The organism is Furfurilactobacillus entadae, from assembly GCF_045862745.1.
Lineage (GTDB): Bacteria > Bacillota > Bacilli > Lactobacillales > Lactobacillaceae > Furfurilactobacillus > Furfurilactobacillus entadae.
In genome coordinates, this window is sequence record NZ_BQXN01000015.1 from 32,246 (window position 1) to 54,364 (window position 22,119).

At 48.4% G+C, this 22,119-nt stretch carries 20 protein-coding genes, 1 pseudogene and 1 riboswitch; of the genes and pseudogenes, 19 read left to right on the forward strand and 2 right to left on the reverse strand.

Going from position 1 to position 22,119, the window contains the following annotated elements; translation table 11 throughout:
• Positions 1-26: 26 nt before the first annotated feature.
• On the forward strand, positions 27-611 hold the full coding sequence (locus ACKTR5_RS07425; RefSeq protein WP_407880433.1) for a TMEM175 family protein: 585 nt from the start codon (positions 27-29) through the stop codon (positions 609-611).
• A 166-nt stretch (positions 612-777) separates the two neighbouring features.
• Here the strand turns inward: ACKTR5_RS07425 and ACKTR5_RS07430 are convergent, their stop codons facing one another.
• The gene (locus ACKTR5_RS07430) at positions 778-1,119 is read right to left on the reverse strand and encodes an iron chaperone (protein ID WP_407880435.1); all 342 of its coding nucleotides are present in this window, start codon (positions 1,117-1,119) and stop codon (positions 778-780) included.
• Between the two features lie 464 nt (positions 1,120-1,583).
• Between ACKTR5_RS07430 and ylqF the strand changes: the two genes are divergently transcribed.
• From ylqF to ACKTR5_RS07470, 8 genes are all read left to right on the forward strand, one after another.
• Positions 1,584-2,450: a ribosome biogenesis GTPase YlqF gene (gene ylqF, locus ACKTR5_RS07435; RefSeq protein ID WP_407880436.1), complete on the forward strand. Its 867-nt coding sequence runs from the start codon at positions 1,584-1,586 to the stop codon at positions 2,448-2,450.
• Complete coding sequence (locus ACKTR5_RS07440) at positions 2,443-3,234, forward strand: ribonuclease HII (RefSeq protein ID WP_407880438.1); 792 nt, start codon at positions 2,443-2,445, stop codon at positions 3,232-3,234. The genes ylqF and ACKTR5_RS07440 overlap by 8 nt, the downstream gene beginning before the upstream one ends.
• A gap of 107 nt (positions 3,235-3,341) precedes the next feature.
• A complete protein-coding gene (locus ACKTR5_RS07445) occupies positions 3,342-3,668 on the forward strand; it encodes a hypothetical protein (RefSeq protein ID WP_407880440.1) in 327 nt (108 codons plus the stop codon).
• A complete protein-coding gene (gene dprA, locus ACKTR5_RS07450; protein WP_407880441.1) occupies positions 3,610-4,236 on the forward strand; it encodes a DNA-processing protein DprA in 627 nt (208 codons plus the stop codon). Before ACKTR5_RS07445 ends, dprA begins: the two co-directional genes overlap by 59 nt.
• Positions 4,237-4,407: 171 nt before the next feature.
• Positions 4,408-6,498: a type I DNA topoisomerase gene (topA, locus tag ACKTR5_RS07455; RefSeq protein WP_407880442.1), complete on the forward strand. Its 2,091-nt coding sequence runs from the start codon at positions 4,408-4,410 to the stop codon at positions 6,496-6,498.
• 147 nt (positions 6,499-6,645) lie between these two features.
• Complete coding sequence (gene trmFO / locus ACKTR5_RS07460; protein WP_407880444.1) at positions 6,646-8,007, forward strand: methylenetetrahydrofolate--tRNA-(uracil(54)-C(5))-methyltransferase (FADH(2)-oxidizing) TrmFO; 1,362 nt, start codon at positions 6,646-6,648, stop codon at positions 8,005-8,007.
• A gap of 87 nt (positions 8,008-8,094) precedes the next feature.
• On the forward strand, positions 8,095-9,072 hold the full coding sequence (xerC, locus tag ACKTR5_RS07465; protein WP_407880446.1) for a tyrosine recombinase XerC: 978 nt from the start codon (positions 8,095-8,097) through the stop codon (positions 9,070-9,072).
• 20 nt (positions 9,073-9,092) lie between these two features.
• The gene (locus tag ACKTR5_RS07470) at positions 9,093-9,971 is read left to right on the forward strand and encodes an aldose 1-epimerase family protein (RefSeq protein WP_407880448.1); all 879 of its coding nucleotides are present in this window, start codon (positions 9,093-9,095) and stop codon (positions 9,969-9,971) included.
• Between the two features lie 269 nt (positions 9,972-10,240).
• Here ACKTR5_RS07470 and plsY read toward each other — a convergent pair.
• Positions 10,241-10,843: pseudogene (gene plsY, locus ACKTR5_RS07475) on the reverse strand (glycerol-3-phosphate 1-O-acyltransferase PlsY); the annotation flags it as partial.
• Between the two features lie 297 nt (positions 10,844-11,140).
• On the opposite strand from plsY, the gene parE reads away from it, so the two are divergent.
• The 10 genes from parE to ACKTR5_RS07525 all read left to right on the forward strand — a co-directional run bounded on the left by parE (position 11,141) and on the right by ACKTR5_RS07525 (position 22,054).
• Positions 11,141-13,216 (forward strand): DNA topoisomerase IV subunit B, encoded by a 2,076-nt coding sequence (gene parE, locus ACKTR5_RS07480; protein ID WP_407880449.1) that lies wholly within the window; start codon positions 11,141-11,143, stop codon positions 13,214-13,216.
• 59 nt (positions 13,217-13,275) lie between these two features.
• Entirely contained in the window at positions 13,276-15,729 is a 2,454-nt protein-coding gene (gene parC / locus ACKTR5_RS07485; RefSeq protein ID WP_407880450.1) for a DNA topoisomerase IV subunit A, read from the forward strand.
• A 320-nt stretch (positions 15,730-16,049) separates the two neighbouring features.
• Complete coding sequence (locus tag ACKTR5_RS07490; protein ID WP_407880451.1) at positions 16,050-17,042, forward strand: LysR family transcriptional regulator; 993 nt, start codon at positions 16,050-16,052, stop codon at positions 17,040-17,042.
• Positions 17,042-17,965, forward strand: a complete 924-nt coding sequence (locus ACKTR5_RS07495) for a manganese-dependent inorganic pyrophosphatase (protein ID WP_407880452.1) — start codon at positions 17,042-17,044, stop codon at positions 17,963-17,965. Before ACKTR5_RS07490 ends, ACKTR5_RS07495 begins: the two co-directional genes overlap by 1 nt.
• A 171-nt stretch (positions 17,966-18,136) precedes the next feature.
• The gene (gene msrB, locus ACKTR5_RS07500; protein WP_407880453.1) at positions 18,137-18,619 is read left to right on the forward strand and encodes a peptide-methionine (R)-S-oxide reductase MsrB; all 483 of its coding nucleotides are present in this window, start codon (positions 18,137-18,139) and stop codon (positions 18,617-18,619) included.
• 2 nt (positions 18,620-18,621) lie between these two features.
• Positions 18,622-19,146, forward strand: a complete 525-nt coding sequence (msrA, locus tag ACKTR5_RS07505) for a peptide-methionine (S)-S-oxide reductase MsrA (protein WP_407880454.1) — start codon at positions 18,622-18,624, stop codon at positions 19,144-19,146.
• Positions 19,147-19,198: 52 nt separating this feature from the next.
• Positions 19,199-19,303: riboswitch (TPP riboswitch) on the forward strand.
• Positions 19,304-19,387: 84 nt separating this feature from the next.
• The gene (gene thiM, locus ACKTR5_RS07510; protein WP_407880456.1) at positions 19,388-20,212 is read left to right on the forward strand and encodes a hydroxyethylthiazole kinase; all 825 of its coding nucleotides are present in this window, start codon (positions 19,388-19,390) and stop codon (positions 20,210-20,212) included.
• Positions 20,213-20,218: 6 nt separating this feature from the next.
• Positions 20,219-21,061 carry a bifunctional hydroxymethylpyrimidine kinase/phosphomethylpyrimidine kinase gene (gene thiD, locus ACKTR5_RS07515; RefSeq protein WP_407880457.1) on the forward strand — a complete coding sequence of 281 codons (843 nt, stop codon included), beginning with the start codon at positions 20,219-20,221 and terminating at the stop codon, positions 21,059-21,061.
• On the forward strand, positions 21,051-21,692 hold the full coding sequence (gene thiE, locus ACKTR5_RS07520; RefSeq protein WP_407880458.1) for a thiamine phosphate synthase: 642 nt from the start codon (positions 21,051-21,053) through the stop codon (positions 21,690-21,692). Before thiD ends, thiE begins: the two co-directional genes overlap by 11 nt.
• A 107-nt stretch (positions 21,693-21,799) precedes the next feature.
• Positions 21,800-22,054, forward strand: coding sequence for a hypothetical protein (locus ACKTR5_RS07525; protein WP_407880460.1), 255 nt, complete (start codon positions 21,800-21,802; stop codon positions 22,052-22,054).
• The last annotated feature ends 65 nt before the right edge of the window (positions 22,055-22,119 follow it).

The window sequence follows — 22,119 nt, forward strand, 5'->3', positions numbered from 1 at the left end:
ATTGTTGTGGATCAAGGAGAATTCTTATGAATAAAAGTCGGGTGGAAGCCTTTATCGACGCGATTATTGCCATCGTTTTGACCGTTTTGATTTTAGAAATTAAGGTGCCAGAAGAGGCGAGTTTGACACTGCTTTTCAGTGAATGGCGGATGGCCTTTTCGTATTTAATGACGTTTATCTTAGTTATGTTTAGCTGGTACATTCAGCACCAAATGTTTATTTCAATCAAACAAATTAAGCTGGGGGGCTTTATCGGCATTTCGATTTGGTTGTTCGTTCTGTCATTTTTACCAGTAACAACGTCTTTTGTTGGCCGGTTTCCAGAATACTGGGGCGCAGAAATTGTTTACATTGCCGAAAATTTATTGTGGTTGTTGGCGGCCCAACTAATGTCTTATCTCATTCGGCGCGATAATCCGGCGGAAACAGATGTGGCTGGCTTTCAGGAACGGCAGGCAGGGCCTTTCATGGTGATTGCCAACGTTTGCTGGTGTGTCATTGCCGTTGCAGCGCTCGCCGTGGTTCCTGAAATCGGGGTGTTGACCCCCATCGTAACGGTGCTGGTTCAGGTGGTATCAAACAAGCTTGCGAATCGCCGAAACATGGTTTAGCGCCAAACGATTCCTGATGAAAATATAAATCTCCTTAACAAATGTCACGACTCGATGGGTTGCGTTATGGCAAAGGTGTCAGCCCAAACCAGTTGGTTAAACGAGAGGGGCTTTCCAGAATAAAAACCGCAATTAGGTTGGTTGACTTCACCTAATTGCGGTTCCTCTATTTGGTTAATTCTTGTTCGAGTTGAAAATGTGCTAATTGGCGGATTAACGCTAATGGCAACGGCGTGCCATCTGGAATCTGCATGGCACCTTTGGTATGCGGATAAGCCGCGACTGCGTCTGAGAATGCATTTAGCGCGGCAGGTGTTGGGTAAATGCCGATATGGTGTTTGAACGCGGCGAAGTGAATTAAGTTATGCCCCTGCCAATAGGTTGGCATGTTCCAACTTATTTTTTCCGTCGCGTCAGGTAGCACCGTTTTGATGGTTTCGTTAATTGCTTGCAAACGTGGTTGCTTATCCGGTTCAGCAGCACGGATATAGTCGTCAATAACAGTCATTTGAGCGCCTCCAATTCTTGATTACGCGGTTTGGTAAATTGAGCACAATCCCATTTGCATAATGCTGTAGGCCCGTTTAAAATGACCAAGGGACTTTGTTCCAGTGCTGGTTAATTTTACGGTGTGAGTGCTTAGTATGGCCAGGTATGTGTCATAAAATAATGATTACTGACGTGACGGTTAAATCACGCTTAACTAAAAATGGCATTCACCTTGATGACAGCATCATAGCAAAGTGAATAGTGAGACGCAATTTTATGATCAGTATGGTTACTGAAGTTTAGGTTCACCATCCGCATGTTGAACCATTAAAAAGCCGCTGTTGCTAAAAGAATCGCCTCGAATCAAAAAGAACTGTTAGTTAATTATGTTATTTTATATAGTGAGGTCTTCATTAAGCACTAGAAAGAACTAGTTTTAAAAAAAGTTAGTCACAAGTTAAATGATAATAAAGGAGTTTATAAATGACAATTCAATGGTTCCCCGGACACATGGCGAAAGCCCTCCGGCAACTGCGCGAAAATTTAAAGGTGATCGACATTGTGTTTGAACTGGTTGACGCCCGAATTCCAGAAGCCTCACGGAATCCGGAATTAGCTGACGTCGTGGCGAAAAAGCCCAAGCTGTTGATTCTTGAAAAGAGCGATTTGGCTGACCCTAAAATGACGGCTGCCTGGTTAGGGTATTACAGAGAACACGGTCAGGCCGCCATTGCGGTGGATGTCAATGATCGGAAATTAATTCCGAACCTCACTAAAGCGGCCCGTGAGGTTTTAAAGGAACAACAGGCCCGGGCAGCAGATAGAGGCATTCAGTCCCAAACGATTCGCGCTGTTGTGGCGGGGATTCCAAACGTTGGTAAATCAACGCTGTTAAACCGCTTGGTGAATAAGAAGGTGGCGGTGACTGGCGATCGCCCTGGGGTCACAAAAAAGCAACAGTGGTTAAAGGCCGGAAATGACCTGCAACTGTTGGACACTCCTGGGGTTCTATGGCCGAAGTTTGAAGACCCACTGGTTGGTAAAAAGTTGGCCCTTACAGGAGCCATTAAGGATTCTTTGTTTGCAAAAGATGACGTGGCCCTCTTTGCCATCACCTTTTTACGTGAGCACGACCAGTTAAGTGATCTCGCAGCGCGGTATCATTTAACGGCGGATGAACTGGCCGGCAGCGATGTTGATTTATTACTAGCATTAACTAAGCGATTGGGCTTTAAAGACGACTACGAACGCGGGAGCGAACGGTTACTTCTGGACCTTCGGAAGGGCAAACTTGGTCGGCTAACGTTTGACTCACCAAGTGACTTAGAAGCAAGTGATCAGGATGACTGAACCCACGGTAAAACGGCCAACGATTGCGGCGATTAAAGCCCAGTTAGCGGCGGTAACAGAGGCCAATGACCCATTGCTAACGGCGCTGGCAGATGATCCACGAAAAGGGGTCGTGGCACTCTTAGAACGAACAAAACGCACGTTTAAACATGAGGCGGCGCGTGAAGCGGCCTTTGCAGAACGGTTACAACTGGAACAGGCCGCGTGGGCGCGCGGGCAGGCGCACGTCGTTGGGATTGATGAAGTGGGCCGTGGGCCGCTGGCCGGTCCCGTGGTGACCTGTGCGATTGAATTACCGCATGATTTCCATGTGCTGGGAGTCAACGATTCAAAGCAACTAACGGCACAGGATCGCGAAGTGTTATACCCACAGATTCTGGCAGCGTGTGTGGGCGTGGGGATTGGGATCGCGTCACCAAAGCAGATTGATACCCTCAATATTTACCAAGCGACCCGGGTTGCCATGCGGGATGCGGTGTTGGCGTTACCACAACAACCCGACTTGTTATTGATCGATGCCATGCAAATTGATGTACCAATTGACCAGCAAAAGTTGATCAAAGGGGACGCTCGCTCCATCAGTATTGGGGCGGCTAGTATCGTCGCTAAAGTGTACCGGGATCATTTGATGACGATGTACGATCAGATTTATCCTGGGTATGGATTCCAACAAAACGACGGTTACGGCACCAAGGTTCATTTAACGGCGTTAGATGACCAGGGCGTGACCCCGATTCATCGGCGGTCGTTTAGCCCGGTGGCCAATCGCTTAGCTCAATCATAAATTAACCAAAAGTCGTCAATTTTTGACGGCTTTTTTGATGCTGACAAACATTTTAGCGCCGTTTTCCGTAGGTTTAGGTAAGAATCTAAGAAACAGGGGGTGTTACCATGGGGGAACCGGTTATTGAACAAAACCGGCAGTTTTTGATTCGGCTATGTTTACTGGTGCAGAGTGGCATTGGCCTGGCAGGCCGCCGGCAAGTGTGGGCCTATTTACAGACCCACCATAACGAGCACTTGACGCTTCAAAGCTTGTTTGAGATCGTAACCTGCTCGGCGGAACAACAGGCTCAAATTATGAATCAGTGGCAGGGGCGGGCGTTAGCAGACCGGGTTCAGCACCATTTGCAAACCTGCAAGGTAACGACAATCCTTGATGACGATTACCCGCGTTATTTACGGGAGCTCTACGCGGGCACCACTGGTGTTGTTTAGCCGGGGGAACTGGCGGTTGGCCCAAACATCCGGGTTAGCAATTGTTGGTTCACGGAAGGCCAGCCCGTATGCCTACACGGTGCTTAATCAGTGGCTACCAACGTCAGTGAACCGCCAATTGCCGATTATTTCCGGCCTGGCCGCTGGTGTTGACGCGCTTAGCCACCAACAGGCGCTCATGAACCACGGGGCAACCATCGCAGTTATTGGCACCGGACTTGATGTGGCATATCCGGCGGCCAACCGGTCACTTCAACAACGGTTGACCCGTGAACAGTTAGTGATCAGTGAATATCCGCTCAAGACGCCGCCCGCACGATTTCGCTTTCCTGAGCGGAACTGCATCATTGCCGGGCTTTCGCAGGCAATTCTTGTGGTGGAGGCCGCCGCTCGGTCAGGGAGTCTCATTACTGCCAACATTGGCCTTCAAGAAAATCGAACCATTCTTGCGGTTCCGGGACGAATCACGGATCCAATGTCTGCTGGGTGTAACGCCCTTATCGCTGCCGGCGCAGTTCCGGTAACGTGTGCAGCGGACGTTCTTTTGACGTTACAAAATGAACCTTAACAAGCGGTCAAAGCCGGTCGTTTTAACATAATATAGTAGAAAACTTTCAAATTAGTTGACAGGTCCCCGCCCCGTGCAGTATGGTGATTTAGATTTAACTGCTAATAATGGGTAGTTGAATGTAATCAAGTTTCCGTAACATTAAATCATTTGAAACAAGGGAGTGGCCTCATGGCGACGTCTAAAACCAAATCAAAGATCAAAAAAAATTTGGTCATTGTCGAATCACCATCAAAGGCGAAAACCATTGAAAAGTACCTTGGCCGGAACTACAAAGTGGTTGCCAGCAAGGGACATATTCGTGACTTACCGAAGTCACAAATGGGTGTCGACGTTGAAAATAATTATGAACCCCACTACATTTCCATTCGTGGTAAAGGGGATACCATTAAAGAACTTCGCAAGGATGCAAAAAACGCTAAGCGCGTGTACCTTGCATCTGACCCGGATCGTGAAGGGGAAGCCATTGCATGGCATTTATCCCACTTATTAAAGCTCGATCCAGATGAAAAGAACCGGGTGGTTTTTAACGAAATCACGAAGGACACGGTTAAAAATGCGTTTAAACAACCACGGGACATTGATATGGACCTGGTGGATGCACAACAAGCCCGCCGAATTTTAGACCGGTTGGTGGGGTATTCTATCTCACCGATCCTGTGGAAGAAAGTTAAAAAGGGCCTGTCTGCCGGACGGGTTCAGAGTATCGCGCTTGCCTTGATCATCAAGCGGGAGCAGGAAATTAAAGACTTTAAACCCGTTGAATACTGGTCGATCGATTCAGAATTTAGCAAGGGACGGAGTAAATTTGCTGCGAGCTTCTACGGCACCCATGGTAAAAAGATGGGCCTTGCAAACGTCGATGAAGTTCAAGATGTATTAAAGCAAATTGATCAAAAAAAGCCGTTTACGATTACCGATGTTGTTCGGAAAGAACGGCGGCGGATGCCACAACCACCGTTTACAACGTCCACGATGCAACAGGTTGCCAACCGGCAGCTGAATTACCGGACACGGAAGACGATGATGGCTGCTCAACAGTTGTATGAAGGAATCAACATTGGTAAGGGTGGTAGCGTTGGGCTGATTACTTATATGCGGACTGACTCCACCCGGATCGCCCACGTAGCTAAGCAAGAAGCCTCCGCCTTCATTCATGAAAAGTACGGGGCTGAATATGCTGCGGTTAAACCAGTTAAGGGCAAGCTACCAGAAGGGGCCCAGGATGCCCATGAAGCAGTTCGGCCAACCAGTGTGAACCGAACGCCAGCTGACATGAAGGAATTTTTGACAAATGATCAATTCCGGCTCTACCAGCTGATTTGGAACCGGTTTGTGGCCTCACAAATGACAGCTGAAGTGTCTGACACGATGACGGTGACCATTGATCAAAACAACGTTCAGTTCCGTGCAAACGGTTCAAAAACAAAGTTTGCTGGATTCACCAAGGTTTATAAAGGGGCTGCTGAAAAGGACAACGTGTTGCCTGATTTAGCAGTCGATGATGCTGTTAAGATGACGAAAAATGACCCACAACAGCACTTTACACAGCCACCGGCACGTTATTCAGAAGCTAATTTGATTCATGCACTGGAAGAAAATGGTGTCGGTCGTCCATCCACGTATGCGCCAACGTTAGACACCATTCAACGACGGAACTACGTGAAGTTAGACGCCCGGCGGTTTGTCCCGACGGAACTCGGTGAGATCGTGAATAACGTTATCGTCGACTTTTTCCCAGACATTGAAGACGTGGAGTTCACGGCTGACTTAGAAAAACGGTTGGACGGGATCGAAAAGGGCTCTGAAGCCTGGGTAAAGGTCGTTGATGAGTTCTTTAAGCCCTTCTCAACGGAAGTAAAAAAAGCCGAAGAGAACATGGAGAAAATCAAGATCAAGGACGAACCAGCTGGTTTTGATTGTGATATCTGTGGGGCACCCATGGTGGTTAAAATGGGTCGCTACGGTAAGTTCTTTGCTTGTTCACGGTTCCCTGATTGTCGGAACACGAAGGCCATCGTGAAGGAAATTGGCGTTATTTGTCCGAAGTGCCATAAAGGGCAGATCATTGAACGAAAGTCGAAACGCAACCGGTTGTTCTACGGCTGTTCCCGGTTCCCTGACTGTGACTTTGTGTCATGGGATAAGCCAATTGGCCGTGATTGTCCTAAGGATGGTCACTTCTTGGTTGAAAAGAAGGTCAAGGGTGGCAAACAGGTCGTTTGTCCAAACGGCGATTACGAAGAAGCTATCCAAAAGTAAATTATCTTTAAATACAGTCACCATTTCTGGGAGCACACCGGAATTGGTGGCTGTTTTCTTTAAATAAGGCTGACAGCCTGCCTGTGATGGCCTACAATGAGACATGATCATTAAACTTTTAGTCAAAAGAAAACGAGGTTATTCAGCATGGAATCTACGCCCACTGTTAATGTGATTGGCGCCGGGTTAGCCGGGAGTGAAGCGGCTTATCACATCGCCAAAATGGGGGTCAACGTTCGTTTATACGAAATGCGGCCCACAAAACTAACACCAGCTCATGAAACCGGTAATTTTGCAGAACTTGTCTGCACAAACTCACTGCGTGCCAACCAGATCAGCAACGCTGCTGGTTTGCTAAAGGAAGAAATGCGGCACATGGACAGTATCGTGATTCGTTCCGCTGACGCAAACGCGGTTCCAGCTGGCGGCGCCTTAGCCGTTGATCGGACACCATTTGCCGAACAAATCACGGCTGAATTGACCGCCTTGCCAAACGTTGAAGTGATTTCAGGTGAAGTGACTGCCATTCCTGATGGCATCACGGTGGTCGCCACGGGGCCCTTGACCGCGGGACCGTTAGCTGACGCTGTTAAGGCCTTTACCGCAGAAGATGATTTACATTTCTTCGACGCCGCTGCGCCAATTTTAAATAAGGATTCACTGGACATGGAGAAGGTTTACCTGAAGTCACGTTACGACAAGGGTGAGGCCTCCTACCTCAACGCACCAATGAACGAAACCGAATACAACGCGTTTTATGACGCCTTAATTCATGCTGAAACGGCGGACGTGCACGATTTTGAAGATAGCGATGTCTTTGAAGGGTGTATGCCAGTGGAAGTGATGGCCAAACGGGGCCGACAAACACTTTTATACGGGCCACTGAAGCCAGTCGGTTTAGATGACCCCCGGACTGGCAAACGGCCATTTGCGGTTGTTCAGTTACGGCAGGATAATGCGGCTGGGAACCTGTATAACATCGTTGGTTTCCAAACGCATTTAAAGTGGGGCGAACAAAAGCGCGTGTTCCGCATGATCCCCGGATTAGAAAAGGCGACGTTTGTTCGTTACGGGGTGATGCACCGGAATTCATTCCTGAAATCACCGAAGTTACTGGACGCAACGTACCAGACAAAGAGCCGGAAAACCTTGTTCTTTGCTGGCCAGATGACAGGGGTCGAAGGGTACATTGAAAGTGCCGCTTCCGGGATTCTTGCCGGGATCAATGCGGCCCGCGTGGCGCTAAATGAACAGCCAGCGGTCTTTCCAAAGACGACCATGGTTGGTGCCATGGCAAATTACATTACGACGGCTGATCCAGACCATTTCCAACCAATGAATGCAAACTTTGGGATTGTTCCTGGTTTAGACCGCCGGATTCGTGATAAACGTGAACGTAATACTGCCGTTGCACTTCGCGCACTGGGGGCACTGGATGAATTTTTGCCAACGTTAGCGATCACGCCCGTTGCAACTGACACGGTACTGACACCAACACCAGCTGAATAAATCCGGCAACCGGTTTCAATAAAATTGAACAACGCTTGTCAAGCCTCCGCTAATTTGCTAACGTAGCAGTTAACGGGGGTTTTTATGATGTCAGAACAACCACAGTTAACCGCGTCACCAGATGCTGATAAATGGGTCCGTTTATTTTTGGAATATCTCCAGGTTGAACGGCGGTACTCCGATAAAACCATTACGGCGTATCGTGAAGATCTCGCAGAATTTGTGGCATTTTTAGTGGCTAATGGCGGCTTCACGTCGTTTAAAGCCATTGATCACTTAGATGTGCGCGTGTACCTCAGTCACTTGTATGACGCACACTATGCCCGGGCCTCCACTGCCCGAAAGGTGTCCTCATTGCGGTCGTTTTATAACTTCCTGGTCAAAAATGATTTAGTGACTGATAATCCGTTTGTGTACGTGAATTTAAAACGACACGCGGAACGCTTGCCACGGTTTTTTTATGACAAGGAAATTGATGAACTCTTAACAACGGCTAGTGGCGATGGACATAAACCACTTCAGTATCGTGATCGTGCGCTGCTGGAGATGCTGTATGCAACCGGGATGCGGGTATCTGAATGCGCCGGGTTGACCTATCACGATATTGATCGCGAAACCCACATGATTCTCGTCCATGGGAAGGGTGATAAAGAACGTTACGTCCCTTATGGACACTACGCTGCTGACGCACTGCTTGCCTACGAGGAGCAGTGCCGAACGCCCCTAATGGCCAAGTACCATCAGGACCATGATTCAGTGTTTATAAACCGCATGGGGGCACCACTGACCAGTGCAGGGATCGAGTATGCGCTAAATCAAGTGATGAAGAAAAGTTCACTCACCGGCTCAATTCATCCGCACATGCTCCGTCATTCGTTTGCGACACAACTATTGAATGGCGGTGCGGATTTGCGGACGGTTCAAGAACTGTTGGGGCACAGTAGTCTCTCCACCACTCAGATTTACACGCACGTTACAAAGGAAAAACTCCAGGAAAGCTACCGCGATTTCTTTCCACGAGCAGTGGATCATGGCCACCAAGGACCCACCGATTCAGACAGTTAATTTTGGGAGGAACTTTTTTCATGATTACGCTTAAAAATGATGTTTTAACGGTTCTTATTAATGAGCATGGGGCAGAATTGACTAGTGTTGTCGATCAAGCGACAGCGACCGAATACATGTGGCAAGCAGATAAGACCATTTGGGGACGGCACGCACCCGTCTTATTCCCAATTGTTGGGCGGCTCCATGATGATACGTACAAAGTAGCAGGAACAGCCTATTCAATGACCCAACACGGGTTTGCCCGGGATCGTGATTTTACGGTTACCGCTCAAACAGCAACGAGTGTGACGTTTACGTTAATGGACGATGCGACCAGTCGTGAACAGTATCCGTTTGCCTTCAAACTAGACATCTTGTTTAGTCTGTTAGACCGCCACCTTAGCGTCGAATATCGGGTTGCTAACCCCGGGCAAGAACCGCTGTATTTCTCCATTGGTGGGCATCCGGGCTTTAACGTTCCGTTGGGTCAAAAGACTGGCGAATTTGAGGATTATACGATTGCTGCAAGTCCAGCGCAAACATATCCGTCGGTCCAGTTGGTGGGGCCGTTTAGTGACCAAAATCATCCAACAACCCTCGATTTTACGCACCCAGTGACGCTCGATCACGCATTGTTTGAACATGACGCTAAGATCCTAAAGCTCGATCAACGTGAAACAACGCTGACGTTGACGTCCGATGTGAATGAACACGGGGTTGCCATGACACTTGCTAACGCCGATTACGTCGGCATCTGGTCACCGTTTCCACAAAAAGCGCCGTTTGTTTGCATTGAACCATGGTGGGGGATCGCGGATGCCATTGATGCCACTGGCGATTTAGCCACAAAGGCGGGAATCCATCACCTTGCGTCACAAGCCACCTTTAATGCAGATTACGCATTAGAGTTCTTTTAACTAAACATTTGGAGCAAAAATAACGCCTACCGACACATGTCGATGGGCGTTATTCTGGTGCAAATTAAGGCATCAAAAAAACTCGTCCGGGCAATCCAGACGAGTTCCATCAATCATGATTGATTAGCCGCTGAGGACGACTCATCAGTAGCCTTATCTGTGGGTACTTGGTTTTCAGACGCCGCAGATGGTGCAGCGTTTTTATCAGAATCAGCGGGTGCGTCTTTCTCGTGCACCTTAATGGGATGGGTGAGGCGGTAGCGCCGGTATAAGCCAAACGGCACCATCCGCTCCGTCCCAGTTTTAATGCGGTCCAAATTACTTCGGTGACGGTAAATAATAAACAACGTGAGCACAAAGGCGACAGTGGTTAAAATCCCGTCTTGATATAACAGGGACATGAATGTAATGATTGTTAATGCGGCCATCGAAGCAACGGAAACCATGCTGGTGATGTAAACCAGTGATGCAAAGATGACACAGGCGATGAGGAAAAAGGGGAAATTATAACCAGCAAGAATCCCGGCACTGGTTGCCACGGCCTTACCACCTTTGAACCCGTCAAAAATGGAGAACGTGTTCCCAAGAATGGCCGCTAAGCCGATGAGTAACCCATTGATGACAATTCCATGGACGACTGGTGCCCCAAAGATCACTGGTTGCAGCGTGGACAGTGCGCCTTTACAGATATCAATGACCATCACCGTCGTTCCAGCCGTTTTACCAAGGACCCGGTAGGTATTGGTGGTGCCGATATTTCCAGAACCTTCCTCACGAATGTCCTTATGAAAGAATAGTTTACCGATCCAAACGCCGGTCGGAATGGCCCCCAGTAAATAGGCAACCACGAGCATGATGAGTAGTTTAAGCATGAGCAACTTCCTTACGTTAGCGTAGTTAATGCCCTTCATTTTATCATGAAGCCACTCCGCTGCCAAATCCACCGCGAATCGTGGTCGAATTGCTCATGATGCGAAACAGATTGGGGTAAATGCGGTCTTTTTTGTTGTAGAACGTTTGTTCGCATTATGCTAAAATGAATCACGATAACGCGTTTAATGATTGGCGCATTAATGACGAAATAATGATGGTTAACAAAATTAAGTGTGCCCCAACGCGGTTTGTGTGTTATTTTAATTTAGATAGTCTAATTGAGAGAGGATGTTGACATGGCTTCATCAGCCGAGGATTACAACGCATCAAGCATTCAAATTTTACACGGTCTCGAAGCCGTTCGGAAGCGTCCGGGGATGTACATCGGATCAACCGACGGCCGGGGCCTTCATCACTTGGTTTATGAAATCGTGGATAACGCGGTTGACGAGGCTTTAGCAGGATTTGGTCAAGAAATCAACGTGACCATTCATGCAGACAACTCGATCACGGTTCGCGATCATGGCCGGGGGATGCCAGTGGGAATGCACGAATCTGGTATCCCAACGCCCGAAGTTATTTTCACCGTGCTCCATGCCGGTGGTAAATTTAACGAGGGGAGCTATAAGACCTCTGGTGGTCTTCACGGAGTTGGTTCTTCCGTTGTTAACGCATTATCTGAATGGTTAACGGTGACCATCGTGAAAGACGGTCAAAAATACCAGGAAGACTTTAAAAACGGTGGCCAACCAGTGGGAACCCTTGTGAAGTTAGGCAAGACCAAAGAGGCTAACGGAACAACGGTTTCCTTCAAACCAGACCCAAGCGTCTTTACAACCACCGTTTATAACTTTAATACGTTAGAAGAACGGCTCCGTGAATCAGCATTTTTGCTGACAAACGTCAAGATAACGTTAACAGACGAACGGGCTGATCAAGAGCGGGCGGAGACCTTCCTCTTCCCTGATGGCATCAAGGAATTTGTCGCTTACTTAAACGAGGACAAGGACACCCTGGGTGACGTCATGTACTTTGACGGAAACAAAGAGGGTGTCGAAGTTGAAGTGGCCGCTCAGTATAACGATGGGTACTCGGAAACGACCCTTTCGTTTGTTAATAATGTGCGGACACCTGGTGGTGGGACCCATGAAGCTGGGTTACGCTCAGCCTGGACCAAGGCGTTCAATGAGTACGCGCGCAAGGTTGGTCTGTTAAAGGACAAGGATAAAAACCTTGAGGGTTCCGACGTTCGGGAAGGGCTATCCGTGGTTATCTCTATGCGGATTCCAGAAGCAATTTTGGAATTTGAAGGTCAGACGAAGGACAAGCTCGGAACTAACGAAGCGCGGACAATCGTCGATAACGTAATTAACGAGCAACTGGGCTTTTACCTGATGGAGAACGGGGAGTTTGCCCAAATGCTCATCAGAAAGTCCTTGCAAGCACGCCAAGCGCGCGAAGCTGCTAGAAAGGCCCGGGACGAAAGCCGTAACGGGAAGAAGAAGGGTCGTCAAGAACGGCTCCTCTCTGGAAAGCTAACGCCCGCACAGTCGAAGAACTCATCACGCAATGAATTATTCTTAGTCGAGGGTGATTCTGCCGGTGGTTCAGCTAAACAAGGGCGTGATCGGAAGTTCCAAGCCATTCTGCCACTGCGAGGGAAGGTCTTGAATACCGAAAAGGCTAAGTTACAAGACATCGTCAAAAATGAAGAAATCAACACCATGATCTACACGATCGGTGCCGGTGTTGGGGCTGACTTTAACATCAAGGATGCCAACTACGACAAAATCATCATCATGACGGATGCCGATGATGATGGTGCCCACATCCAGATCCTCCTGTTAACGTTCTTTTATAAGTACATGCGGCCAATGATCGACGCTGGCCGGGTGTACATTGCTTTACCACCGCTGTATAAGCTTCAACGTGGGGTTGGAAAAAAGACGCAGATTGAATACGCCTGGACGGACGCCGAGCTTGGGACCAAGGAAAAGAAGATTGGCCGCGGTTACTCACTCCAACGGTTTAAAGGGCTTGGGGAAATGAACGCGGACCAACTATGGGAAACGACCATGGATCCACACACAAGAACATTGATCCGGGTGCGGATCGATGACGCGGCCTTAGCTGAACGGCGGGTGACGACCTTAATGGGCGATAAAGTTGAACCACGACGTAAGTGGATTGAAGAAAACGTCGCCTTTAACTTAGAAGAGGACGGTTCGATCTTAGACAATGCGGCTGTTAATTCCGCCCATAATGTGGATGAAGATACCGAAGCGACTGACAGTGTGTCATTGACCGCTGAATCAACCGATTCAACCAGCACTGGTCCAACGATCACCGTTTGGGACCAACCGACCGACTAGTCCAAAAGTGTCAGTAGGACGCAATCAGAGTTAATCTTAGCGAGAGAGGAGTCGCGTTTGTGGCTGAAAATGAACAACACATTCAGGAACTGACCTTGGAAGATGTGATGGGTGAACGCTTTGGGCGTTACTCGAAATCCATCATTCAAGATCGGGCACTTCCTGATATTCGGGATGGGCTAAAACCCGTTCAACGCCGGATCTTGTATGCAATGAACAAGGATGGCAACACGTATGATAAGGCATTCCGGAAGTCAGCAAAGTCTGTCGGAAATGTTATGGGTAACTATCACCCCCATGGTGATTCATCAATTTATGAAGCCATGGTGCGGATGAGTCAAGACTGGAAACTCCGTGCACCCCTCATTGAGATGCACGGGAATAACGGGTCGATCGACGCCGATCCGCCGGCTGCCATGCGGTATACGGAAGCCCGGTTGAGTAAAATTTCTGGAACGATGTTGCAAGACATCGACAAAGAGACGGTTGATTTTGTTCCGAACTTTGATGACACAGAAAATGAACCCACTGTTCTACCAGCCCGGTTCCCTAACTTATTGGTTAACGGGGCGAGCGGGATTTCAGCAGGGTATGCAACCGAAATTCCCCCGCACAATTTAACGGAAGTCATTGATGCCCTGATTTACTTGCTGGCTCATCCTAAAGCAACGACTGATGATCTAATGGGCTTTGTTAAGGGCCCTGATTTCCCAACTGGGGGGATCATTCAGGGGGTCGCCGGCATCAAAAAGGCGTACGAAACCGGCGCTGGTAAGATTGTTCTCCGCTCTAAGACTGCCATTAAGGCCCTTAAGGGTGGTAAACAAGAAATTGAAATCACCGAGATTCCGTATGAAGTCAACAAGGCCCTGTTGGTCAAGAAGATGGACGAAATTCGGATCATGAAAAAGGTCGAGGGAATCGTCGAAGTTCGCGATGAATCCGACCGGAACGGCTTAACCATTGCGGTTGAACTAAAGTCCGGGGCGGATGCGCAGGGGATCTTAAACTACCTGTTAAAAAACACGGATCTTCAAATCACCTACAATTTCAACATGGTGGCCATTCACAACATGCGGCCGGAACGGATCGGGCTAAAGACCGCCCTCCAGGCGTACATTGATTTCCAACGTGAAATCATTACAAAACGGACGCACTTTGACCTTGAACGTGCCCAAAAGCGGCAACACATCGTTGAAGGGTTGATCAAAGCATTATCCATTCTGGATCAAGTCATTGCGACCATTCGGGGGAGTAAAAACCGGAAGGACGCAAAACAAAACCTGATCGACCAGTATGCCTTCACCGATCCTCAAGCTGAAGCCATTGTTACGTTACAGTTATACCGGTTGACGAACACCGATGTGACCGAACTGCAACAAGAGCATGATCATCTGACGGAAGAAATTGCGCGGTTGACCGACATTTTGGACAACGATGCAACCTTGCGGAAAGTCATGCGATTTCAGATGCAGGATGTTAAAAAGACCTTTGGTTCTGATCGGCTTACGCAGATTGAGGCACAGATTGAGGAATTAAAGGTTGCCCGGACGGTCACCGTGGCTGACGAAGACGTCGTTTTGATGGTCTCTCACGATGGGTACATCAAACGTAGTTCACCACGGTCATACCAAGCATCCGTTACGGATGATAATGGGCTAAAGGACGAGGATTACCCAATCTTGCTTGAAAAGGTATCCACGTTGGACCACTTGTTCATCTTTACGAACAAGGGGAACTTAATCTACCGCCCCGTTCACGAAGTCGCGGATGCCCGGTGGAAGGATACTGGGGAACACATTTCGCAATCCATTGGCTTAGCGGATGACGAAGAGCTAATGGCCGCCTTTACGTTTAAGAGCCTAAAGGAAAGCGGGCGGTTTGTTATCGCAACGCGGCACGGTTTGATCAAACAAACGGCCTTTATGGACCTGTTACCAGGCCGGACGTATAAAAAACGGGCCAGCATGTTTGAAAAGCTGAAGCAGGCGGATGATCAGGTCGTTAACGTGGCTTACGTTGACGGCGATGACCCACTGACCGTTATGTTAATGTCTCAACACGGCTACGGTTTGCGCTTTGATCTAGCTGAGGTGCCGACTACAGGTGCCCGGACAAGCGGGGCTAAATCCATGGACTTACGTGACGGTGATCAGGTCGTCAACTGTCAATTGGTGAGTGAAACTGATGATGTTATGATTGTGACCCAACGCGGTGCCCTAAAGAAAATGGCCGTTAGTGAAGTGACCGTTACCAGCCGGGCCCGTCGTGGGGTGATGTGCCTTCGTGAGTTGAAGACAGCACCGCATGAAATTATTGATTTCATTGCGTTGGCAAAACGAACCCTTTCACCCGTCGAAATCGTGACGGCTCGCGGCGTTCGCCACGATGTTTTACCGGCTGAGCACGAGCGGAACGCACGTTACTCAAATGGATCGTTTGTGATCGATGTGGATACGGAAGGGTTACCACTCTCCATTCGGCGTCGTGAAGCAGAATTAGTCTTGAATTAATGTTTTGCTTGGGTAAACCATTAGGCAGATTAATTGAGCAGGACGATTTAAAGCGCTTCAAAACCAAGTGTGCTACAGTATTAACATTACTGTGAGCACACTTTTTTTAATTAAAAACCCTTGGTCATCCGTGTGTTAAGGGCCATAAAGTTTCACATTTGGAAAATTAGGGGCTAGTTATTAAAAAATAATTGCGATCGGGAGCTAATACTTGCACGAGTAGACCACTTTTGCGTACAATTATCGTATCGAAAAGTTTTACTTTATACTTGTTTTGGCCAATAAAACAATTAATAAATCCTTTGAAAGGTGGTTTCACAATGAAAAATAAGCAAGAAACGATTTTTTCATCAAAGACGCTAACCTACTTTTTACAATTAGCCGAAACGATGAACTATACGCAAGCTGCCCAAATCCTTGGGATCACACAGCCGGCTTTAACACAACAAATTAAAAAACTGGAACGGACAGTTGGTGCACCATTATTTTACTCCGTTGGTAAAAAGCTCCGGTTATCCGAAGCTGGGAACACCATGCTCGGCGCCACTCATGAAATTTATGATGTGTTGAACCGTGCAACCGACGAAATTCAGCAAACAACTTCTGCTGACTCTGGTGAAATCAACATCGGTCTGTTGGCCTCCATTGAATACTCAGTCTTTGAAGACTTTGCTATTCAATACTACGAAGCCAACCCAGACATCACGATCAACTTCCATATGTTGACCAGAAAAGAAATCTGGGACCGTTTGGAAAATAACCGGATCGATTTGGCAATCATGTACCTTCCAGATGACAGCATTAAAAACTGGAAGCCATACCGGTCAAAGAAGATCATCACGGAAGATCTTTTATTCATTCACCACGAACAAAAAATGGCTGAACGGAAAAAGATTCGGTTAAAGGACACGTTAAACAACGTCTGGGTAACGTACCCACGCGAGTACTACTTAGACCAAGTGTTGCGTGAAAACTACAAGAATGCCATGGTTGATTTGCCAAATGCTGTGGCGCGCTTCACAACGCCTGACCAAATTTACCAATTCAGTGCTGAAACAGGGGCCTACACTGCCTTACCAAACAGCTACATCTTGGCTAAGGGATTAGAATCAGACATGTACGCTGCTCAGTTTGAACCTGGAATTAAATTTGACTTAGCGTTCGTTTTCCGTAAAGATAAAGATGAGATTCCGCGTGTCGGGAAATTACTTGATACATTCGAAACCTATTTGAATGAACAAGACTACATTTCTCGCTTAACGCAGATTCACAATAGAAAATACGGTGAACACACTGAAGGAGCAGAGAACTAATGAGCAAACAGTTAATTTTCGGGCACCAAAGTCCTGATACAGACGCCATCGTTGCAGCGAAGGCTTATTCATACCTGCAAAACCACCTTGGCTTCGATACAGAAGCAGTTGCTTTAGGGACACCAAACGAAGAAACTCAGTTTGTCTTGAACTACTTTGACGAACCAACACCACGGATCGTGACAAGCGTTGCGAATGAAGTTGACAGTGTTATGCTGGTCGACCACAACGAAGCGCAACAAAGCGTTGCTGACTTAGCTGACGTAACGGTTACCCACGTGGTTGATCACCACCGGATCGCCAACTTCCAAACGGCACAGCCGGTTTCATACCGCGCAGAACCCGTTGGTTGTACCAGCACGATCTTGGTTAAAATGTTTGACGAAGTCAAGGTTGAAATTCCGGCTCAATTGGCTGGTTTGATGTTGTCGGCCATTATCTCTGACACATTACTGTTGAAGTCACCAACAACAACTGCTGATGACCGGGCCGCCGTTATCGCCCTGGCTGAAATTGCTGACATTGATTACCAAACATACGGTTTGGAAGAATTAAAGGCCGGCACAAACTTGGCTTCAAAGTCAGAAGCACAATTGGTTGAACAAGATGCCAAGTCATTTGACATGGGTGGCAAGACTGTTCGGATTGACCAAATCAATACCGTTGATCTTGACGAAGTGTTTGCCCGCCAAGATAAGTTAGAAGCTGCCATGGCTGCTGACGCCAAAGAAAACGGCTACGACTTATTCTTAGTGTTAGTGACAAACATCTTAGACAGCGACTCACGGTTGCTCGTTTGGGGTGAACCAGCTGATGTTGTTGAAAAGGCCTTTAACACGACCTTAACCAACCACACTGCTAGTTTACCTGGGGTTGTTTCACGTAAGAAACAAGTTGTCCCACCATTGCAAGCAGCGTTCTAAATCACAAATCATGGTTAAACGGCACAAAGCGGATCAGTAATGATCTGTTTTGTGCCGTTTTTTGTTAGTTAACGATTCCGTTGAGCAAATTACTTGCGCCACTGCACAAAACGTGGAAAATAGACTTACGAGAAGTAAGTGTTTTATTACTTCAGTTGGTTAATTTAAATAATGGTGGAGGGATTGCAAATGCAAGATAAAAAAGACGCACTCGCACGGTTGAGTAAGGAAGCATACGCGGTCACTCAAGAGGGTGCGACGGAACGCCCGTTTTCTGGGCAGTATGACGCGTTTGATAAACCAGGAATTTACGTTGACATTGTGAGTGGTGAACCCATGTTTTCGTCGCTGGATAAATATGACGCTGGTTGTGGGTGGCCCTCATTTACAAAGCCAATCGCACCACAAAACGTTCAGGAACACCGTGATCAATCATTTGGAATGGAACGAACTGAAGTACGGAGCCGCGACGCTAACTCACACCTTGGCCATGTTTTTACTGATGGTCCGATCGCAGCCGGTGGGTTACGGTACTGCATCAATTCTGCGGCCCTCCGTTTTGTCCCGGCAGATCAGTTAGAGGCCCAGGGGTACACTGACTACATCAGTCAATTTCCTAACGTTTCCCAACAAGCACACCAACAGGAGGATTAACGATGGCAGAAGAAACAGCAATTTTTGCAGGCGGGTGTTTTTGGTGCATGGTTAAACCCTTTGACACGGTTCCAGGCATCCACAGTGTTGTCGCCGGCTACACTGGCGGCCACGTGGCCAACCCAACGTATGAGCAAGTCGCCAGTCACACAACTGGGCATACGGAAGCCGTCAAAATCACGTTTGACCCAACCGTTATGTCATATGAACAACTGGTTGATATTTACTGGCAACAAACGGATCCAACTGACGCCATGGGTCAATTCCAAGACCGTGGTGACAGTTATCGTCCGGTAATTTATGTGAATGGTTCCGAACAGCGATCAGTGGCAGAAGCGTCTAAGGCAGCACTTGCCGCGTCTGGCCGGTTTGATCAACCGATTGTGACCCAGATCGAAGATGCCAAGCCATTTTACCCAGCTGAGGACTATCATCAGGATTTCTACAAAAAGAATCCGCTCCGCTTTGAAATGGAAGAAGCGGGTGGGCGAAGTGCGTTCATCAAGCGACAGTGGCAAGATCGGTAACGGCTTGAATTGACGGCACAAGAATTAATCTGTATGCTAATAATGAATAAGCGAACACCACTAGGGGGGTTCATCATTGATGAACTGAGATGGCAACTTGCCGGACCCTTTGAACCTGTAAGTTTACACTTGCGTAGGAAAGTGGTCAGCAACCCGGGTTTTTAAGGTACGATTGAGCGGGGCGCTGGACCATTAATCCTGGTTCAGCGCCCTTTTTGTGTAATTAAAAGGAGTTGTCACAATGACAAACAAGTTCACAGCCGTTGACCCGGCCTTATTAATGACCATTAGGGCGCACCAGCCGGTGGTTTTAAACCTTAGCAACATTGTCACAGTCAACGAGGTCGCCAATGCGCTAAGCGCGATCGGCGCGTCGCCCATTATGTCATGTGCACCTGAAGAAACAGCGGATCTCCTGACCATTGCCGATGCAGTTGTTCTAAACCTTGGCACATGGACACCAGCCCAAGTCACGCACATGGAGGCCCTTGGCCAAGCCGCTAACACGGACCACGTTCCGGTGATTGTTGATCCGGTTGCCGTTGGTCTTCCAAAACGACGGCAGGTGTTTGATCACTTAATGGCGATGGTTCAACCGACCGTCATTCGTGGGAACACTGGCGAAATCGCGAGTCTTGCTGGCTTGACGGCGGTGACGCGGGGAATTGATGCAGCCAACCAAAATGGCCTGTCAACCACCATTGAAACGGCCAAAGCGGTTGCAGCACAGTACCGCTGCTGTGTGGTTGCGACTGGACCAATTGATGTCATTACGGACGGTGACCATGTCGTGATCAACCGGGCCGGAACGCCATTGTTTGCGACCCACGTTGGTTCTGGCGACCTGCTCAGCAGTGTACTCGGTGCATTCCTTGCGGTTAGTGACCAACCGTTGACCGCAATTGCCACAGGGACCGCGTTACTTGGGGCCATTGGCGCCTGGACGGTGACGCACCATCAATTAACTGAGCGACAACCGGGAACGTTTGGGATTCGACTATTAGATGCGCTCTGTGGCGTGACCGCTAACGACCTTGCGCCATTTATTCAATTAGGGGAGGACTAACACGTTATGAACGCATTTGATCACGATGACCAATACCCACAAGCACTGTCCATTGCTGGCTCTGATTCTGGCGGCGGCGCTGGGATGCAGGCAGATCTAAAGACCATGCAGGCGCGAAAAACCTTCGCAACGACTGTTCTTGTTGCCATTACTGCTCAAAATACGCTCGGGGTGCAGGATGCGTTTTCTCTGCCACCAAAAATTATTGATGCGCAATTTGCTAGTTTAGCAGCGGATCTCGCCATTAAAGCCTGTAAAACGGGTATGCTCGCTGACGTTACGCGGGTTAAAACGGTGGTGACGAACCTGAAGCGCTACGACTTTGGCCCGTTAACCGTGGACCCCGTAATGATTGCTAAGGGGGGCGCACCGTTGCTTAGTGACGATGCAATTGCTGTGGTTCGTGATGAACTACTGCCACTTGCGACCATCGTCACACCAAATCTTCCTGAAGCAATGGCCTTAACCAACATGACGATAACGACTGATCAGGACATGCAACGAGCCGCTGAGCAGTTACAAGCACGCGGGACCGCCAACGTTATTATTAAAGGGGGTCACGAAGCAAATAGTGATCAGGTTCGCGATTTTGTGCTGTTAGAAAACGGCCGGTCGTTTTGGCTTAGCGCGCCGCGCATCGAGACGATCAGGACACACGGGACTGGCGACACACTCTCAGCCTGCATCACCGCTGAACTTGCGAAGGGGGCCAGCATTGAAACTGCCATTCGCACCGGGAAGCAATTCGTCACGGCGACCATAACAGACGGGATTACGGTGGGTCATGGTCACGGACCATTGAATCATTGGGCCACCATTGATGAGCAGGAGGGGCACAATGAACTTTAACGCAAAGCAATTAACGGCGTACTTTGTGGCTGGATCACAAGATGTCCCAGCTGGTCAAACCTTGCCAGATCAGTTGGCAGCGGCAATCGACGGGGGAATCACTGCTTTTCAGTACCGTGAAAAGGGACCTGGTGCACTAACAGGAACAGCCCGATTAACGTTGGGGGAACAGCTCCGGGCACAATGCCAAACGGCCAGCATTCCGTTTTTTGTTGATGATGACGTTGACTTAGCCCAAACGCTCCATGCGGACGGGATCCACGTCGGTCAAACGGATCAACGCATCGAGGCGGTCATTGCCGCCGTTCCCGACATGATCATCGGCTATTCGTGCCATACATTGGCTCAAGTTCGCACCGCAAACACGTTGGCGGCAGTTGACTACATTGGTAGTGGGCCCATTTTTCCAACGCAATCAAAAGCAGATGCGGATCCAGCCATTGGATTAACCGGGTTAACGGCCTTAGTTCAGGCAAGTCGCCGCCCCATTGTTGCGATTGGTGGCCTTACGCAAGCTAATTATCAAGCAGTGGCCAGGACAGGTGTCGCCGGCGCCGCTGTTATCAGTTTACTCACCCAGGCGCCCAACATCACTGCGGCAGCCCACGACCTGCTGGAAACATTTAGCTAAGCGGCGAAAAACATTAAACTCTCGCTAAACCAACGGGAAAAGATTGCATTTTTCTCACGCCGAGGCCTACACTAATAACAATTAATTAGTTTACTGGGGAGAACATCATGCAGAAACGACCAAAACCAATCAATCCGGCCATGCCAACCAACATCGCGTGGGTGATGGCAGTGACCGGGATCATCATCGGACTTTTAGTAGGGGTCCTCTTACCGTTCCAATTTAACGGTTCGTTCATTTGGGGGATTCTTGCCATGATTTTGACGGACATCATCTTTTTAGTTTGCTATCGCAGGGTAAGCATCCAAAAACAGACAAAGGCCCGGGCGGTCGCTGATAACGCTGAATCAGCGAGTCATTAATAGACCAATCAAAAAGGACTGCATTCCTAAATTTCTGGGATGACCTTTACCCCGAAAGTTGAAAC

Coding starts and splice junctions, on each gene's coding strand:
- ACKTR5_RS07495 (WP_407880452.1), top strand. CDS start 17,042: ATGAGCAAACAGTTAATTTTCGGGCACCAAAGTCCTGATACAGACGCC.
- topA (WP_407880442.1), top strand. CDS start 4,408: ATGGCGACGTCTAAAACCAAATCAAAGATCAAAAAAAATTTGGTCATT.
- ACKTR5_RS07445 (WP_407880440.1), top strand. CDS start 3,342: ATGGGGGAACCGGTTATTGAACAAAACCGGCAGTTTTTGATTCGGCTA.
- dprA (WP_407880441.1), top strand. CDS start 3,610: ATGACGATTACCCGCGTTATTTACGGGAGCTCTACGCGGGCACCACTG.
- ACKTR5_RS07440 (WP_407880438.1), top strand. CDS start 2,443: ATGACTGAACCCACGGTAAAACGGCCAACGATTGCGGCGATTAAAGCC.
- ACKTR5_RS07430 (WP_407880435.1), bottom strand. CDS start 1,119: ATGACTGTTATTGACGACTATATCCGTGCTGCTGAACCGGATAAGCAA.
- thiD (WP_407880457.1), top strand. CDS start 20,219: ATGAACGCATTTGATCACGATGACCAATACCCACAAGCACTGTCCATT.
- parE (WP_407880449.1), top strand. CDS start 11,141: ATGGCTTCATCAGCCGAGGATTACAACGCATCAAGCATTCAAATTTTA.
- trmFO (WP_407880444.1), top strand. CDS start 6,646: ATGGAATCTACGCCCACTGTTAATGTGATTGGCGCCGGGTTAGCCGGG.
- thiE (WP_407880458.1), top strand. CDS start 21,051: ATGAACTTTAACGCAAAGCAATTAACGGCGTACTTTGTGGCTGGATCA.
- thiM (WP_407880456.1), top strand. CDS start 19,388: ATGACAAACAAGTTCACAGCCGTTGACCCGGCCTTATTAATGACCATT.
- xerC (WP_407880446.1), top strand. CDS start 8,095: ATGTCAGAACAACCACAGTTAACCGCGTCACCAGATGCTGATAAATGG.
- msrB (WP_407880453.1), top strand. CDS start 18,137: ATGGTGGAGGGATTGCAAATGCAAGATAAAAAAGACGCACTCGCACGG.
- ACKTR5_RS07525 (WP_407880460.1), top strand. CDS start 21,800: ATGCAGAAACGACCAAAACCAATCAATCCGGCCATGCCAACCAACATC.
- ACKTR5_RS07490 (WP_407880451.1), top strand. CDS start 16,050: ATGAAAAATAAGCAAGAAACGATTTTTTCATCAAAGACGCTAACCTAC.
- ACKTR5_RS07470 (WP_407880448.1), top strand. CDS start 9,093: ATGATTACGCTTAAAAATGATGTTTTAACGGTTCTTATTAATGAGCAT.
- msrA (WP_407880454.1), top strand. CDS start 18,622: ATGGCAGAAGAAACAGCAATTTTTGCAGGCGGGTGTTTTTGGTGCATG.
- ACKTR5_RS07425 (WP_407880433.1), top strand. CDS start 27: ATGAATAAAAGTCGGGTGGAAGCCTTTATCGACGCGATTATTGCCATC.
- ylqF (WP_407880436.1), top strand. CDS start 1,584: ATGACAATTCAATGGTTCCCCGGACACATGGCGAAAGCCCTCCGGCAA.